The sequence below is a fragment of the Acidimicrobiales bacterium genome (assembly GCA_036491125.1).
GTDB lineage: Bacteria > Actinomycetota > Acidimicrobiia > Acidimicrobiales > AC-9 > AC-9.
In genome coordinates, this window is the sequence record DASXCO010000020.1 from 1 (window position 1) to 14,223 (window position 14,223).

At 68.8% G+C, this 14,223-nt stretch carries 13 protein-coding genes; 1 reads left to right on the forward strand and 12 read right to left on the reverse strand.

What is annotated here, in order from left to right; all coding sequences use genetic code 11:
- Window positions 1-339: 339 nt before the first annotated feature.
- Window positions 340-1,188 (forward strand): SDR family oxidoreductase, encoded by an 849-nt coding sequence (locus VGF64_01420; GenBank protein ID HEY1633388.1) that lies wholly within the window; start codon window positions 340-342, stop codon window positions 1,186-1,188.
- Between the two features lie 2 nt (window positions 1,189-1,190).
- Here VGF64_01420 and VGF64_01425 read toward each other — a convergent pair whose 3' ends face one another.
- The 12 genes from VGF64_01425 to VGF64_01480 form a co-directional block, all read right to left on the reverse strand.
- A complete protein-coding gene (locus VGF64_01425; protein ID HEY1633389.1) occupies window positions 1,191-2,000 on the reverse strand; it encodes a hypothetical protein in 810 nt (269 codons plus the stop codon).
- Window positions 1,997-3,427 carry an MCE family protein gene (locus tag VGF64_01430; protein HEY1633390.1) on the reverse strand — a complete coding sequence of 477 codons (1,431 nt, stop codon included), beginning with the start codon at window positions 3,425-3,427 and terminating at the stop codon, window positions 1,997-1,999. Before VGF64_01430 ends, VGF64_01425 begins: the two co-directional genes overlap by 4 nt.
- Window positions 3,428-3,429: 2 nt before the next feature.
- Entirely contained in the window at window positions 3,430-4,488 is a 1,059-nt protein-coding gene (locus VGF64_01435; GenBank protein HEY1633391.1) for an MlaD family protein, read from the reverse strand.
- Window positions 4,485-5,969: an MCE family protein gene (locus VGF64_01440; GenBank protein HEY1633392.1), complete on the reverse strand. Its 1,485-nt coding sequence runs from the start codon at window positions 5,967-5,969 to the stop codon at window positions 4,485-4,487. Before VGF64_01440 ends, VGF64_01435 begins: the two co-directional genes overlap by 4 nt.
- The gene (locus tag VGF64_01445; GenBank protein ID HEY1633393.1) at window positions 5,966-7,450 is read right to left on the reverse strand and encodes an MlaD family protein; all 1,485 of its coding nucleotides are present in this window, start codon (window positions 7,448-7,450) and stop codon (window positions 5,966-5,968) included. The genes VGF64_01440 and VGF64_01445 overlap by 4 nt, the downstream gene beginning before the upstream one ends.
- The gene (locus VGF64_01450; protein HEY1633394.1) at window positions 7,447-8,610 is read right to left on the reverse strand and encodes an MCE family protein; all 1,164 of its coding nucleotides are present in this window, start codon (window positions 8,608-8,610) and stop codon (window positions 7,447-7,449) included. The genes VGF64_01445 and VGF64_01450 overlap by 4 nt, the downstream gene beginning before the upstream one ends.
- Window positions 8,607-9,920: an MlaD family protein gene (locus VGF64_01455; GenBank protein ID HEY1633395.1), complete on the reverse strand. Its 1,314-nt coding sequence runs from the start codon at window positions 9,918-9,920 to the stop codon at window positions 8,607-8,609. Before VGF64_01455 ends, VGF64_01450 begins: the two co-directional genes overlap by 4 nt.
- Entirely contained in the window at window positions 9,917-10,729 is an 813-nt protein-coding gene (locus tag VGF64_01460; protein ID HEY1633396.1) for an ABC transporter permease, read from the reverse strand. Before VGF64_01460 ends, VGF64_01455 begins: the two co-directional genes overlap by 4 nt.
- A gap of 28 nt (window positions 10,730-10,757) precedes the next feature.
- Window positions 10,758-11,567 carry an ABC transporter permease gene (locus VGF64_01465; GenBank protein ID HEY1633397.1) on the reverse strand — a complete coding sequence of 270 codons (810 nt, stop codon included), beginning with the start codon at window positions 11,565-11,567 and terminating at the stop codon, window positions 10,758-10,760.
- 289 nt (window positions 11,568-11,856) lie between these two features.
- A complete protein-coding gene (locus tag VGF64_01470; GenBank protein HEY1633398.1) occupies window positions 11,857-12,486 on the reverse strand; it encodes an MBL fold metallo-hydrolase in 630 nt (209 codons plus the stop codon).
- A 14-nt stretch (window positions 12,487-12,500) separates the two neighbouring features.
- Window positions 12,501-13,295 (reverse strand): enoyl-CoA hydratase-related protein, encoded by a 795-nt coding sequence (locus VGF64_01475; protein HEY1633399.1) that lies wholly within the window; start codon window positions 13,293-13,295, stop codon window positions 12,501-12,503.
- A 53-nt stretch (window positions 13,296-13,348) separates the two neighbouring features.
- On the reverse strand, window positions 13,349-14,223 hold an 875-nt coding region (locus VGF64_01480), incomplete at its 5' end, for a TIGR03617 family F420-dependent LLM class oxidoreductase (protein ID HEY1633400.1).

The window sequence follows — 14,223 nt, forward strand, 5'->3', positions numbered from 1 at the left end:
GGCCGTGTTCATGGAAAAGGGCGAGATCCGCTTCGAGGGAGCCGCCACCGAGCTCCTCGAGCGCGACGACATCGCCCGGGCCGTCTTCTTGGGAGGCCACGGCGACGGAGCTCGTCAAGGCAATGGGGAAGGCACGAAGGCCAGGTCCGAGACCGATCGAGCACCGCCACGATCGGACTCACGCTGGGCCCGCCCACCACCGTCACCCGAACGGGCTCGGCAATCCAGGTCGACACGGCGTTCCAGGTCTGAGGAATGAGAGCCGACGCATCGGATACTGTCTGAGCAGCTGATCAGCGATCGGCCAAGCGACGGACAGCGGGGGATGGGATGTCGACAATGAGCTCTGACGCCCGTCCGGTCTCCGTCGTCACCGGGGCGGCGAGCGGGATGGGCTACGCGTGTGCCCAACGCCTCGTGCGCCGGGGTGGCGCGCTGATCGCCGTCGATCTGAGCCCGAGCCTCCCCGATGCAGCCAAGGCGCTCCAGGCCGACGCGCCCGACGGCGTCGAGGTCCGGCCCCTGCGCTGCGACCTCACCGACAGGAGCAGCGTCGGCGAGCTGGGCCGGGAGGTCGAGAGTCTCGGGCCGCTCCGCTCGCTCGCCCACGCCGCCGGCGTCTCCCCGACGATGGGCGACTGGCGGCACGTCTTCACCGTCGATCTCGTGGCGACGGCCATGGTCATCGACATCCTTCGCCCGCTGGCGACCTCCGCCACCGCGGCGGTGTGCTTCGCGTCCACCGCCGGCCACCAGCTCCCGGAGCCCCGAGACGAGCGCCTGACGGCGATCGTCGAGGATCCGCTCGCTCCCGACCTGCTCAACCGATTGGCGGAGGCGGCCTTCGATGAGGCACCCGACTCCGGCACCGCCTACTGCTGGGCCAAGCAGGGGGTGCTGCTGCTCGTGGAGCGCGAGGCTCCCGCCTGGAGCGCGGTGGGAGCCCGCATCTGCTCGGTGTCGCCGGGGATCATCGACACGCCGATGGGTCGCCAGGAGATGGAGCAGCAGCCGATGATGTCGGTGATGATCGAGCACACCCCTCTGCGCCGGCAGGGAAGCCCCGACGAGGTCGCGTCGGTGGTCGAGTTCCTGCTGTCGGACGGGGCCGCCTATATGACGGGGTGCGACGTGCTTGTCGATGGTGGCATGGTGCCGACGATGCGCCGCATGCTCACCCGGCCCTGACCTCAGTGCCCGGGTGCCGTGGTCCCGGGTGTTGACGACCCTCCGCTACCCGGCTGTGTGGGGCTGAACAGCGGCGACTGGAGGAAGGTGTTGTTGGCCACCCGCCAGCCCTGTCCGGTCTTGACCATGTCCACGGTCATGTCGATCTCGTCCGACTGGGGGGCCGACAGCTGGTTGTTGGCGATCGTGTCGTCCACCACGGCGAAGAAGGTGACCCGCCCGCCGCTGTTCGACTGCGGGTAGATGGCCCGGACCTGGCCCCGGCTGGCGGCGTTGCGAGACAGGAGCGTCTGGCGGACCTGGTTGCTGAAGAACTGCGAGATGCTGGTCTTGAAGTTGCCGGTGGTATAGGACTGGATCTTGCTGATCTCGTTGTCGAGGCCCTTGGGGTCGAAGTTGGTCAGGGCGACGATGTAGTTCTGGGCCTGCTTCTTGGCTGCCGAGACATCGCCCTGCTGACCGTTGAGGTGGAAGTAGCCATAGCCGAAGCCGATGGTGCCGGCGACGCCCAGCACCGCGAGCGTCGTGGCCAGTCGGAACGGCCAGCGGCGCCCGCCTCGAGCCGCACGCTGGGTGGGCTCAGCGACGCCGGCTCCGGTCTCGACATGCTCTTGGGTCTCCGGCTCCGGTCCCGCGGCCGGTGTGGAGGTTGGCTGCTCGACCGTGGCGCCGACGCTCGCCAGGGCGGCCGCCTCGGCGGGGTCGAAGCGGTTGTCGACGTCGGGCTCGGTCGCACGGTCCGCAGGCCGCTCGCCGCCCGGCCGAGACCCGGGGCCGACGACCCGAACGCCTCGGACGCCGCGGTTGGTCATGTCTGACTCCGATCAATGGCAGTTGTGCTGGTGCGACGGAGGAACCTGAGGTGCCGAAGCGTGGAGTCGCGCCTGTTCAACTTCTCCCCAGGGACCCGAAAGTCCTCCACGCGGGGCCGGCGACGGAGTAGCGCCGCCATCGACAGGATCGCCAGCAGCAGCAGGGGCAGTGCTGCCGCCCAGTGATCGGCCGGGAGGTGGGCGGCCGAGGGCACCCCGGGCCCGGGGACGGGCGGACCGCCGCCCCGGACCTGGGAGGCCGACGCGGGGGCCGGTTGCGGCGGGCTGCCCGAGTAGTAGGGCGGCTGGGGAGGCGTGTCCTGGGTCGCCGGCCCGACGCCGGCGCCGTACTCGGTGTTGCAGCCCGGGGCCAGGTACGCCGGAGGCAGATTGCGCGTCGTCTGGTAGTTCTGGCCGTCGCCGGTCAGGGGGGGCGGCAGGAGGATGTGGATGCGTAGCTGCTCGGTGGGTCCGGGAGACGGCGCCTTCGGCCCCAGCGGGTACTGGGTGACCCCGATCGTGGCCAGCGTGGTGGCGAACTTGGTGTCGCCGGCGAAAATCTGGCCCAGGTTGGACAGGTTGGCCGGCTGGGCGACGTTGCTGGTGAAATCGGCGAGATCGTGGGTGAGGCAGGCCAGGTTGGGTCGGGAGTCCAGCACCAGCTTCTGGATCACGCTGGCTGCCGTGGCTCCGTTGTTCATGAGGTTGACGATGTCATGGCTGTGCTGGGCCAGGACCTGGGTGAGAACCGCGGTGTTGGTCAGGGCCTGGTTGAAGGCCGGGCCGTTGGCCGACAGGGTGTCGAAGAACGGCGGGGCGTTGTTGAGCAGGGTTTGGAACTGGGCCTGGTTGGCGTTGAGCTCCTGCGCCAGCTGGTCCCCTGCCGAGATCAGGGTGTGGATGTCGTCTCCCCGGCCGTTCAGCGCCACGGCCAGCTCGTGGACGAAGCTGTTGAGGTCGCCGGTGGGAATGGCCCCGAACAGCCGGTTGGCGGTGTTGACCACCTGGCCCACGTCGGGCGGGGTGGGGTCGGGGGCAGTGGGGACGATGGCGCCCTCGCGCAGCAGGGCGGCGTTGGCCGGTGCCCCGGGTGGAGGGACGAGGTCGATAGCCTGCTCGCCGAGTGGGTTCGCCCGCACAATCTGGGCCTGCACGTTGTTGGCCAGGTGCTGGCCCGGCTGGATGGCCATGGTGACCCTGACCCGGTCACCCGCTAACTGGACGGACTTCACCGCCCCGACGACGAGCCCGTTGTCCGTTACGTAGAACTGATCCCTGAGCCCGGCGGTGGAGGGGAAGTAGGCGACCACGTCCGTCTCGTGCTTGAACGGATTGTGCAGCACCGACAAGTAGCCGTAGGTGGCCAGGGCGGCGGCGGCCAGGAAGAAGACAACCAGGTTGATCTTGATGCGCGCCGAGATGACCATGCCTACCCTGCTCCGTGACAGGACGTCAGCGGGTTGTTGGGGTCGGATCCGCCCAACTGGGTGGGCAGGCCGCAGGTGATGGTGTCGAAGACGACCGGGATCTGGGAGAAGTTCTGATCGGGGTGGATGAGCTCCTTGGCCTCTTTGAGGAAGATGGGGAACTGCCCGACCACGTCGGACAGGTCGTTCTGGTGCTGGGCCACCTGGTTGACGGTGGCCAGCAGGCCGTTGAAATCGGCGTTGATCTGGGGGAAGTAGGAGCCGATGAGGCTCACGCTCTGGGTCGACACCTGGGACAGCCGGGTGAGCAGGCCCTCCAGCCGGTTGCTCTGGTCGTTGAGCTCCTTGGTCGTGACGGCGAAGTTGGTGAGGGCCTGGGCGTTGGCCTGGGCCGACGGGGCCAGCTGAGCGGACACCTGTGCCACGTTGTTGATGAGCTGAGTCAGGGTGCCCGAGTGCTGGGCATACCCCGCGACGACCGTGTTGAGGTTGTCGACGAACTGGTGCAGGGCCGGCCCCTGGTCTCCGAAGGCCTGGGCTCCCTGCTGGAGCGTCGTGGCCAGGTCGTTGGCCGACAGGGATCCGATGAAGTTGGTGCCCGCCTGCACCAGCTGCTCCACGCCCGGGTCGACCTGGGTGTTGGTGATGGTGGCCCCATTTGCCAGCGAGGGAGTGGGGGGCTGGCCCTGGATGGGCTGAAGGGAGACGATCGTCTCGCCGATGAGGGACGTCTGGGTCAGGTGGGCCGAGACCGCGGCCGGCACGTGGGCGCTGCGGTTGATGGTCAGGTCGACTGAGGCGTGGTCACCGACGCGGTGCATGCCCGTCACGTGCCCCACGGTGATGTCGGCCACCTCGACCGGCGCGTCGGGAGCCAGCGCTCCTATGTCGGGGAATGCGGCGTGGGCCGTCATGGTGGTGGGCGCGCCCGGCGCGCAACTCGCCAGCAGGGCGCCCGCGAGGAGCCCGACGGCAACGAGGGCGCCCCGAACCCAACCTCGGCGGACGAGCTTGGCGCCGCGCCAAGATTGCCGCTCTCGGGCCACGGCGCGAGCCGTCACCTTGCCCTCGCCTTGCTGATGCGTCTCAGGAGCTCCAGCGCCGCCGCGAGACCAGCGATCACGACCAGTGCCAGGATCACGAGCCCCCAGTTGGAGTGGCCCTTCTGCGCGGCCGGTTGGATGGCCGTGGGCATGCCGGGCAGCTGGTTGGCGCCGGGCGCGCTCAGGCTGTTGCCGCTTGGTGGTGGCGGCGGCGGAGAGGCCAACCCGGCGGTGATCTGTGACTGTTGGGTCGGCGTCAGCCCGGGGATCTGCTGGAGTCCGGCGTTGAAGGCCTGGCCGGCGGTCGGCGTCTGACTCGAGGGACCGGCGTTGGGGGGTGTGTTGGCCGGGGGGGCCTGCTTGGCCAGGACGTTGGCGAACTGGGTGATGACCGGGGTGAAGAAGCTTGGGTTGCCGCAGCCGCTCGCAGTGTTAGTCGCGGAGTTCCATGCTGCCGGCCCGAGGAACCGCCGGCACACGCTGGCCAGGCGGTCGGCCAGCGAGGCCGCGAATGCAGGCTCGACCGTGGCCGCTCCCGACCCGACATTGATCGGCTCCCAGTTGTGGACCGGGTCGTAGCCCTGCTCACCGAACAGGTGGACGAGCGAGGAAAGCGACTGGTCGAGACTGCCGAGGTTGCGGTCCAGGCCCCGGCTGATCGAGGTCAGGTTGCCGACATCCTGCTGGAGGGGAGCCAAGTTGGGCTGGAGCAGAGCAGTCGCCTGCACGGTGGCGTCGTTGAGATGGTTGATCGCACCTGACAGCTGGTCCCGGTTGGCGGCCAGCACGCCGGAGACCGTGTTGTAGTTGTTGATGAATTGCCCGATGATGCCGTTCTGCTTGTCCAGCGTCCCGGTGAGCTGGCCGACGGCGCCGACCAGCTGGCCGAGCTCGTTGCCCTTCTGGGCCAGCAGGCCGATCGTCCCCGAGGCATTGTGGATCAGCGAGTTGAGCTGGGCACCGTTCCCTTGCAGCACCTGGGCCAGGCTGGTGACCGCCCCGGCGGCGGTGGGCGGGTTGATGGCGCCCAGGAACTTGTTGAGGCTGCCGAGCAGCTCGTCGGTGGTGGCCGGCACCGACGTTCGAGACACGGGGATGACCGAGCCGGCTGGCAGGCGCGGCCCGCCCGTGTAGCCGGGCGACATCTGCACGAAGCCCTGGCTGAGCAGGGTGTCCTGGGTGATGTCCGCCCGCGCGCCGGCGGGCAGCGGGTACTTGTCGTCGATCGACATCTTGGCCAGCACGTGGTCGCCCTCGTTGGTCACCGAGGTGACCGTGCCGATCGGGATGCCGAGTGCCTTGACCGGGGTCGGGGCGAAGAGGTTGTCACCCCGGGAGAAATCGGCCTGGAGCGTATAGGTGCCTGACGACCCCCCGGTGAGGGCCGAGCAGGCCGAGGCAGCCACGGCCAGGCACGTCAGCAGAGCCAGACCGGCGATGGCCCGGCCGCGGCGGCGGAGGGGCCTGGCGGTGGTCCGGTACCGCTCCCGCCCGCTCACGGAGTGCCTCCCAGCTGCGAGGCGAAGAGCGACGCGATCGACTGCGCGCCCGACACCGAGCCAGGGAGCGTCGCCGCGTTGCTGGCCGACGTCGGTGCGGGCGAGCTGCCCGAGGACGACGGCGCGGCCGACGCGGGCGACCCCGACGACTGGGCCGACGAGTGGCCGAACTGGTTGGGGTCGATGCTGGGCTGGGTCGCGCACGACCGTCCCCCCTGCTGGGCCGGGTCGGGCGGCAGGGCCTGGTTGAAGATCTGGTTGAGCGTCCCGCAGTTGTCGAAAATGGACGCCTCGGCGCTGCCGCGAATGCCGGCGGACGAGGAGACGAATGGAGTGACGATGTCGCTGTTGGGCCCGACGTAGCCGATGTTGGAGAACCCGCTGACCGCCACCGCGGCGTAGCCCAGGCCCTGGGTGAGGTCGACCTGGCGGCTGTCGATGGTCTGCAGGTCAGTGTGGATCTCGTTGAGGATGGCCTGGAGCTTGGGCCGGTTGGCCCCCACGAGGCCGGAGAGCTGACCGGCCGCCTGGTCGGTCGAGTCGATCAGCTGGGCCAGCGCGGTCTTGCGCTGCGCCAGACCCCCGACGACGACGTTGAGGTTGGCCAGGATGTTGGCCAGTTGGTCGGACCGACCATTGAGGGTACCCACCAGCGTGTTGGCCGCGTCCAGCAGCACGGAGACCTCTGCCTGTCGCTGGTTCACCGTGGTGGTGAGGCTGTTGAGGTTGTCGATAATGGTGGTGACGTTGCCTCGCTGGCCCTGGGTGACCGCCTGCAGGTCGGCCAGGAGCTCGTTGATCTGGGCCGAGTTGGTCTGGTTGAGCGACGGCACGGCGGTGTTGGCCAGCTCGTTGAGGTTGAACGGGACCTTGGTCTTGGTGATGACGGAGCCCTGGTGGAGCTGGTGGGCCCAGTCCGTGCCGGGATCGAGGTAGACGGCCTGGGTGCCCAGGAACGACTCGATCTTGATCTCGGCCGTCGAGTCGGCGGGGACCTGGGTGCCGGAGTTGATCTCGAGTGGCACCCGGACCTGGTTGCCGTCCAGAGTGGCGGCGCCGACCTTGCCGACCTTGATGCCCGCCACCATCACTGCATCGCCAGAGCTGATGCCGGACGTGTTGGGAAACATGGCGGTGGTCTGGAAGGTGCTCGTGAAAATGCTGCCGCCCTGAATGAACAGAGCACCAGCGGTGAAGACCAGGATGACGGCCAGGGCGACGCTGCCGATGATGTAGGGGTTGCGCTCGCTGAACGACTTCGGTGAGAAGGACGGCATCCGCCAGGCGCGAACGGGCAGGAGCTTGGCGGTGCGTACCGGTGTCCGGCCATTTCCGTGCCGGGCCTGACCGTTGCCCTCGGGCGAGCGTTCGGCCTCGTGCGCCGGAGCGCCGTCGCCGTTGCCCCCTGCACCGTTACCGCCCCCTCCGTTGCCGCGGAACGGGAGCTTCTTGCGCAGAGCGCCCAGGCCCGGAGGTCTCATGACCCGCCTCCCCCCGACGAGGCCGCCCGGAGGAAGTCACCGAGGTTCGGCTGGCTGCGGGCCACCTGGGCCGCCCCCGGCATCGGGAGCGAGCCGGACGAGGTGGAGGCTGAGGAGGCTGGTGATGCCGGCGCCGACGTCTGGGACGGGGACGACGATCCCGGCGCGTTCGGCGCCGGGCTGAAGATGCAGGTCTGCTCGTGGGAGGCGCAGACGTAGAGGCCGGAGCCCTGGAAGTACTGCCCGTTCCTGGTCACGTTGGCGAAGGCGGCCACGTTGGAGAGGGTGCTGAGGCCCTGGAGCAGGTCGGCGTGGTGCTGGCTCAAGACGTCGGTGATGTTCTGAAGGCTGTTGATGGTGGCGTCGAGGTTCCCTCGGTTGGTGGAGAAGAGGTTCGACAGCTGGGAGGCCAGCTGGCCGAAGTCGGAGATGGCCGTGTCGAGGTTGTCGTTGTTGGACGCCAGCACCTGCGACGCCTGGCTGAGGTTGTCGATCAGGGTGTTGATGTCGCCGTTGCGGGAGGCCAGCGTGCTCAGGACCTGGCTCATGTTGTCGATGATCGAGCCCACCTGGGTGTCGGAGGCGCCGAGGGCCGAGGACAGCTGGGCCGAGTTGCCGAGCAGTCCGGTGACCTGGGCCTGGTTGCCCTGGAGGGCGCCAAGGATGCCCTGGACGAAGGTATTGGCGTCGTTGGGGTTGACAGCCTTGAGCAGCGGACCGGCGGCGTTGAGGAAGGCTCCGATGTCGGCCCCGGCGAAGGTCTGGGACTCGGGGATGGTGTAGCCAGCGCTCATGACCCGGCCGGTGTTTTCCGGGTAGATGTACAGGTCCTTCTGGCCGATCACGTTGCGCCAGCGGAGCCCGGCCTGCGTGCTCGACCTGACCTGCACGCTCTTGTCGAGGGAGAAGCTGACCTTCGCCGCTCCGTGCATGAGCTTGATGGAGTTGACCGTCCCCGAACGTATGCCGGCGATCTTGACCGGGTCGCCCTTGGAGAGCCCAGTGGCGTCCGACAGGACCGCCGAGTAGCCGCTGGTGCTGCCGAAGTAGAGGTTGCCCAGCTTGATGACAATGCCGATTGCCAGCGCGAAGCATATGGCCGCGAAGATGCCGAACTTGGCGATGGTCTTGGCCTCGTGGCGGCTCGTGCGCAACCTCACGGCAGCCCCCCGGCAGCCCGCTGGATGAAGGACTGAGGCGTGCTGGGCCTGGGTGCCTGGGGCTGGGACAACCCGCCCACGGCGTTGTTGAGGAGCTGCTGGGCGGCGGCGGCCAGCGACGACGGGCTGGGCGCGGCGGGAACGGGTGTGCTGGGACCTGGGGGAGCCCCAGCCGGTGCAGCCGCGGTAGCGGGCACTGGTCCAGGCGGGGCGGCGCAGTGCAGGTACGTGCTCCCGCCCGCCAGCGCGCTCGCCAGCTGCATGATGGGGCTGTTCGGGGGTTGGTTCGCTTCAGCCGGTCCCAGCAGAGCGCACACCAGGCTGTCGATCTGGCTCCACTGGGCGAAGTTCTGGAAGTAGGCGAACCGCTGGCCCGATGGGGTCACGTTGCTGGGGGTGAGGTTGTTGGCCCCGTTGGTGATGAACCGGATGAAGACGTCCAGAGCCTTGGTCAGCTCGCCGACATTGGGCCCTTGGGAGATGACGAGACGGCTGATGTCGGCTCCCGAGTTGATGATCGTCACGAGGTCCGGGTGGTAGCGGGACAGGAAGTCGGCCAGCTGGCCGGCCAAGGGCGTCGCCGTGTCCAGCAGGTGCTGGAAGGAGGCCTCGGCCTGGTTGAGTACCGGGAGGGCCTGGTTGACGTTGGCCGAGATCTGGTTGATGGGGCCAATGTCGGGGGCGAAGCCGGCGGCCAGACGGTTGGAGGAGTCGAGGAGCTGGCTCTGCGCGTTCATGGTCTGGGCCAGGTAGCCGGTGAGCTTGAGCCCCTCCTGGAGGCCGGCCTTGATCTCCGGGGCCTCGCCCTCGAGGGCCTGGTTGCTCTCGACGAAGAGGGTGTTGAGGTCCTGGGGGCTGATCTGCTCGAGCAGCGGAACCGTGCTGTTGATGAGGTCCGCGAGCTGGCCGTTCACCGAGGTGGGGCCTATGGTGCCGCCGGGCGCAACGTAGGGCGGGTGGGTGCCGGTCGGGAAGTCGAGCTCCACCACCTCGTTGCCGAAGAAGCTCTCGGGCGTGAGAGTCGCCTGGGCGTTGGTCGGGACCTTGAAGCCCTTGTTGAGCTTCATCACGAACTTGGCCTGCAGGTTCGAGAGATCGATGGACGAGACCTTGCCCACCTCGACTCCTCGATAGTCGACGACCGACCCGGGATAGATGTTCTGCCCCGCCTTGGCGAAGGTGGCCGTTACCGGGTAGCTCGGGTGGAAGCTCCCGAGGCCGACGTTGACGCCCAGCCACGACATGTTGACCAGGAGGGCCGCGATGGCCAGGGCGCCGGCGACTCGGAATCGGCGCCCCCTGAGCATCATCCGACCAACCTCGCTCCGCCCGAGCCGTAGAAGGCGAAGGAGAGCACCATGTTGAGCACGGCGATGGCCATGAACGAGTAGCGGATGGCCCGCCCGGTCGCAATGCCGACGCCCACCGGGCCGCCCGTGGCGTAGTACCCGTAGTAGCAGTGAACCAGCGTCACGACGATTGCGAAGACGACGACCTGGATGAACGAGAACAGGACGTCGATAGGGGGAAGCAGCAGGTTGAAGTAGTGCTGGTAGACGCCGAGGGGGAGACCGTAGAACTTGGTCGAGATCAACTGGGTCCCCAGGTAGCTGGCGAACAGGGCCGCCAGGTAGAGCGGCACCATCGTCAGCACCGCCGCCCAGATCCGGGTGCCCACCACATAGGCGACGCTCTCCACGCCGATGACCTCGAGGGCGTCGATCTCCTCCGACACCCTCATGGCTCCGATCTCCGCCGTGAAGCCCGCGCCGACCTTGGCGGCGAAGGCGATGCCGGCGATAAGGGGCACGACGATGCGGGTGTCGGCCAGCGAGGCAACCACCCCGATGAAGGCCTGGGCGCCGATGCCCTGGAGGGAGCTGAAGCTCTCCAGACCGACCTCGTACCCGGTGGCGGAGCTCAGGGCGAACACCACGAAGAACATGCCCCCGCCCACCACCACGGCGCCGATGCCGACCGTGACGTTGGAGATCTCGGCGATGATCTCCGCACGGTGCGTGGCCGCCCGAGGAAGGCTCGCCAGGGCCCGGCCGAAGAAGGCGAACTGCTCGTAGAACCGCTCGAGCTGCAGCGCCAGCCCGGTGGCGGGCCGTGTCACGGAGGAGACCGGCGACCGGAGCACCCGACTACAGCACCTTCTGGGGGACGAAGTTGATGTACACGGCCGTGAACACCACGTTCACGAAGAACAGAAGGAGAACGGTGATGACCACTGCGTTGTTCACCGCTTGCCCCACACCCTTGGCGCCGGGCTTGCAGTTCAAGCCTCGGTAGCAAGCGACCATGGCGGCGATGAACCCGAACGTGCACGCCTTCACCGCGGCGAGATAGAAGTCGGAGGTCTGGCCCAGCTCGTTGAAGCCCGCGAAGAAGCTCGAGCTGGTCACGTGGGCGGAGGTGGTGGCGAAGAAGTAGCCGGAGGCGAGCCCCGCTACCGTGACCACGGAGTTGAGCAGGAAGCCGAGCACGACCGAGGCGAGGATCCGGGGCAGCACCAGGCGGTGGACCGGGTTCACCCCCATGACCTCCATGGCCGAGATCTCGTCCCGGATGCGGCGGGAGCCGAGATCCGAGCACATGGCCGAGCCTCCGGCCCCCGCGATGATCAGCGCGGCCGTCACCGGTGCCGTCTCGCGCACCACCGCCACCACGAGGGCGGCTCCCATCTGCGAGCTGGCCCCGAACTGCTGGAGAAGAGACCCGACCAGCAGCGCGATGACGAGACCCAGGGGTATCGCGATCAGTATCAGGGGGAGCGTGCAGACGCGGACGAGGAACCAGCACTGCTCGAAGAACTCGGCCCGCGGGAAGGGCCGGCTGGTGATGTGGCGCATGGCGTCCAGGGCGAGGGCGAACATGCCGCCTGTCTCGCGGACGAGCGTGAGGACCCGCTTGGTGCCCGGTAGCTCACTCAGGCCGTTGGTTCTCATCGCCATGGCCGCCACCCCATGCCCCGTCCACCGCCGCCGCTCCATGGATGTTGAGGGGGGCATGCCCAACTGACCGTGCCCGGCCATAGTCCACCGAACACCATCGGCCCGAGTGTCCGTGCCGTACGAGCCACAGCGCTAGTGCCCCCTGGATCGGCGCCCTAAAGGTGGTCCTCCCCTCAGTTCTTCGTATACAGATTCGACCTCCAGGCGTCGGGATCCTCCGGGTCTGTCGTGATGAGATCCCTGCTGTGCGAACTATGTCGAGCGCAATGGGCGCCCGGCGCAGCGCGGGTCAGATCTGGACGGGGCCGCCGTCGTCGAGCACCGTGAGCGAGGTCCCTTCCGGTGCCAGCTGATCCAGCATTCCGTACGCCATGCGAGGGAAGGCGAGCACGCACTCGTGGATGGGAACGGCCGTCTGCGGCCGCACCGTGCGGATGTAGTCGACGGCCTCCGACAGCTTCATCCACGGTGCCCCGGCAGGTACGCCCAGCACCTCCACCGGCTCGTCGGGGACGGTGAAGGCGTCACCAGGGTGGAAGAACCGGTCGGCCACGAGGTAGCCGACGTTGGGCACGACGGGAAGGTCGGGGTGGATGACAGCGTGGCGCCGACCGTAGGCCCGGATCGGCACGCCGAGGTCGAAGGAATCGCCCTCGTGCACCACCTGGGCGGTCACCCCCCGTTCGGCGAGCGGCTCGGCGCTCGCCTCGTCGGAGACCACGCGAGCATCCGGGTTGCTCTCGAGGAGCGTGTACAGCCGCTCGACGTCGAGATGGTCTCCGTGGATGTGGGTCACCAGGACGCCGGTCAACCCGGTGAGGCCGTCGAAGCCGGTCGAGAACGATCCCGGGTCGAGCAGCAGGCGGGCGCCGCCTTCCTCGACGAGCAGACAGGAGTGGGCGAACTTCTGGATGCGCATCTTCGTTCCCCTCTCTATCTCCCCGTGAAGCTGCCCGGCCGTCGCTCGGCCACGGCGAGCACCCCCTCGCGGGCGTCGTCTGTCGCCCCCAGCCGGGCCTGCTCGGCCGCCTCGTGGGCGGTCGCGGCCCGCACCCGGTCTGCGAGCCCGGTCCGCAGCGTACGGTTCATGGCTTGCACGGCCAGCGGCGCGTTCTCCGCGATCTCGCCCGCCAGGTCGATGGCACTGGCCCGGACCCGGTCCGCGGGGACGCACTGGTCGGCCAGGCCGAGCCGGGTGGCCTCCTCGCCGTTGAACCGCCGCCCGGTGAACAGCACCAGCGCCGCCCGGCTGGGGCCGACCAGCTCCGGCAGCGTGACGCTCAACCCGAAACCGTGATGGATGCCCAGCTTGGCGAAGTTGGCGCTGAAACGCGCCTCGGCGCAGGTGACCCGCATCGAAGCGGTCAAGGCCAGGCCCAGACCGCCACCGACCGCGGGCCCATGGACCGCCGCGACCACGGGTGTGGCGACGGCGCAGAGCCGCGCCGCGCCCTCGTAGAGCCGAGCCGTCACCGAGGTGGAGGTCGGGCGCACGTCAGTCTGGTCTCGTGGCCCCTCGCCGCCGAGGTCGGCGCCGGCGCAGAACGAACGGCCCTCGGCGGCCAGCACCGCCGCCCGCACCGCAGAGTCGCCGTCGAAGGCCTCCAGGGCGTCGGCGATCGTCTCGACGAGCGTCGGGCTCAAGAAGTTGTGCGGCGGCCGTCGCATCTCGATGATCCCGACACCATCGTCACGGACGTCGATCGTCGCCACGTCAGACACGCTCACCTCTCTACTGTCCGGCCCTGCTGCTCAGCAAACGACCGGATGGCTCGGGGCTCTCAGCTCGTCCTGGCGACCACGTCGCGCGCCACCTCACCCCAGCGGGCGAGCGACGAGGGGTCCTGCTGCCACGCGGCGCCGGCAAAGTAGGCGACCGCCCGGTGGGCAACACCTCCCAGGCGGGCCACGATGGCATCGGAGAGCTCGTCCCAGTCGCAGGCCACGACGAAGTGCTCGAGGATGTCGTCGGTGACGACGGCGCTCATGCCGGCCAGGTCTCCGGACTTCTGTCGCGCCCTGATCCTGGCTGTCGTCCCCTCGAAGCCGACCTGGTCGAAGATGAACCCGTAGTTGGCCGTCGAGCCGTAGAAGGCGACCTGCACCCGGGCCACCTCCCGCCACCGGGCACGCTCGTCCTCGGTGTCGCCGACGGCGGTCAGGACCGGGACGATGAGCGTCAGCTCGGAGGGGTCCCGACCGGCCCGGCGGGCTCCCGCGGCCGTCTCCGGAAGGACCGTCTCGGCCAGGTAGGTCGGGGTGTTCAGGGGATGGACATGCACCCCGTCGGCGATCTCGCCCGCCGTGCGCAGCATCCACGGGTTGACGGCGGCCACGTCGATGGGCGGATCGGCGACGTCGAGAGCCCCTGGCGACCATTGCGCTGGCAGCAGTGACAACGACCAGAATCTGCCCTTGAAGTCGAGGGGTTGCTCGCCCCTGAAGGCGGCGAAGATTGCCCGCACGGCCTCGACGTACTCCCTGAGCCGGGGGCCGGGTGGGTCGAACGGCGCGCCGTAGCGTCGCTCGATGTGGGCCCGCACCTGGGTGCCGAGACCGAGCCGGAACCGTCCGCCGGTCGCCTCGGCCAGCTCCCAGGCCAGCTCCGCGGTCACCATCGGGCTGCGGGGGAAGGCCACCGCGATTCCCGTGCTCA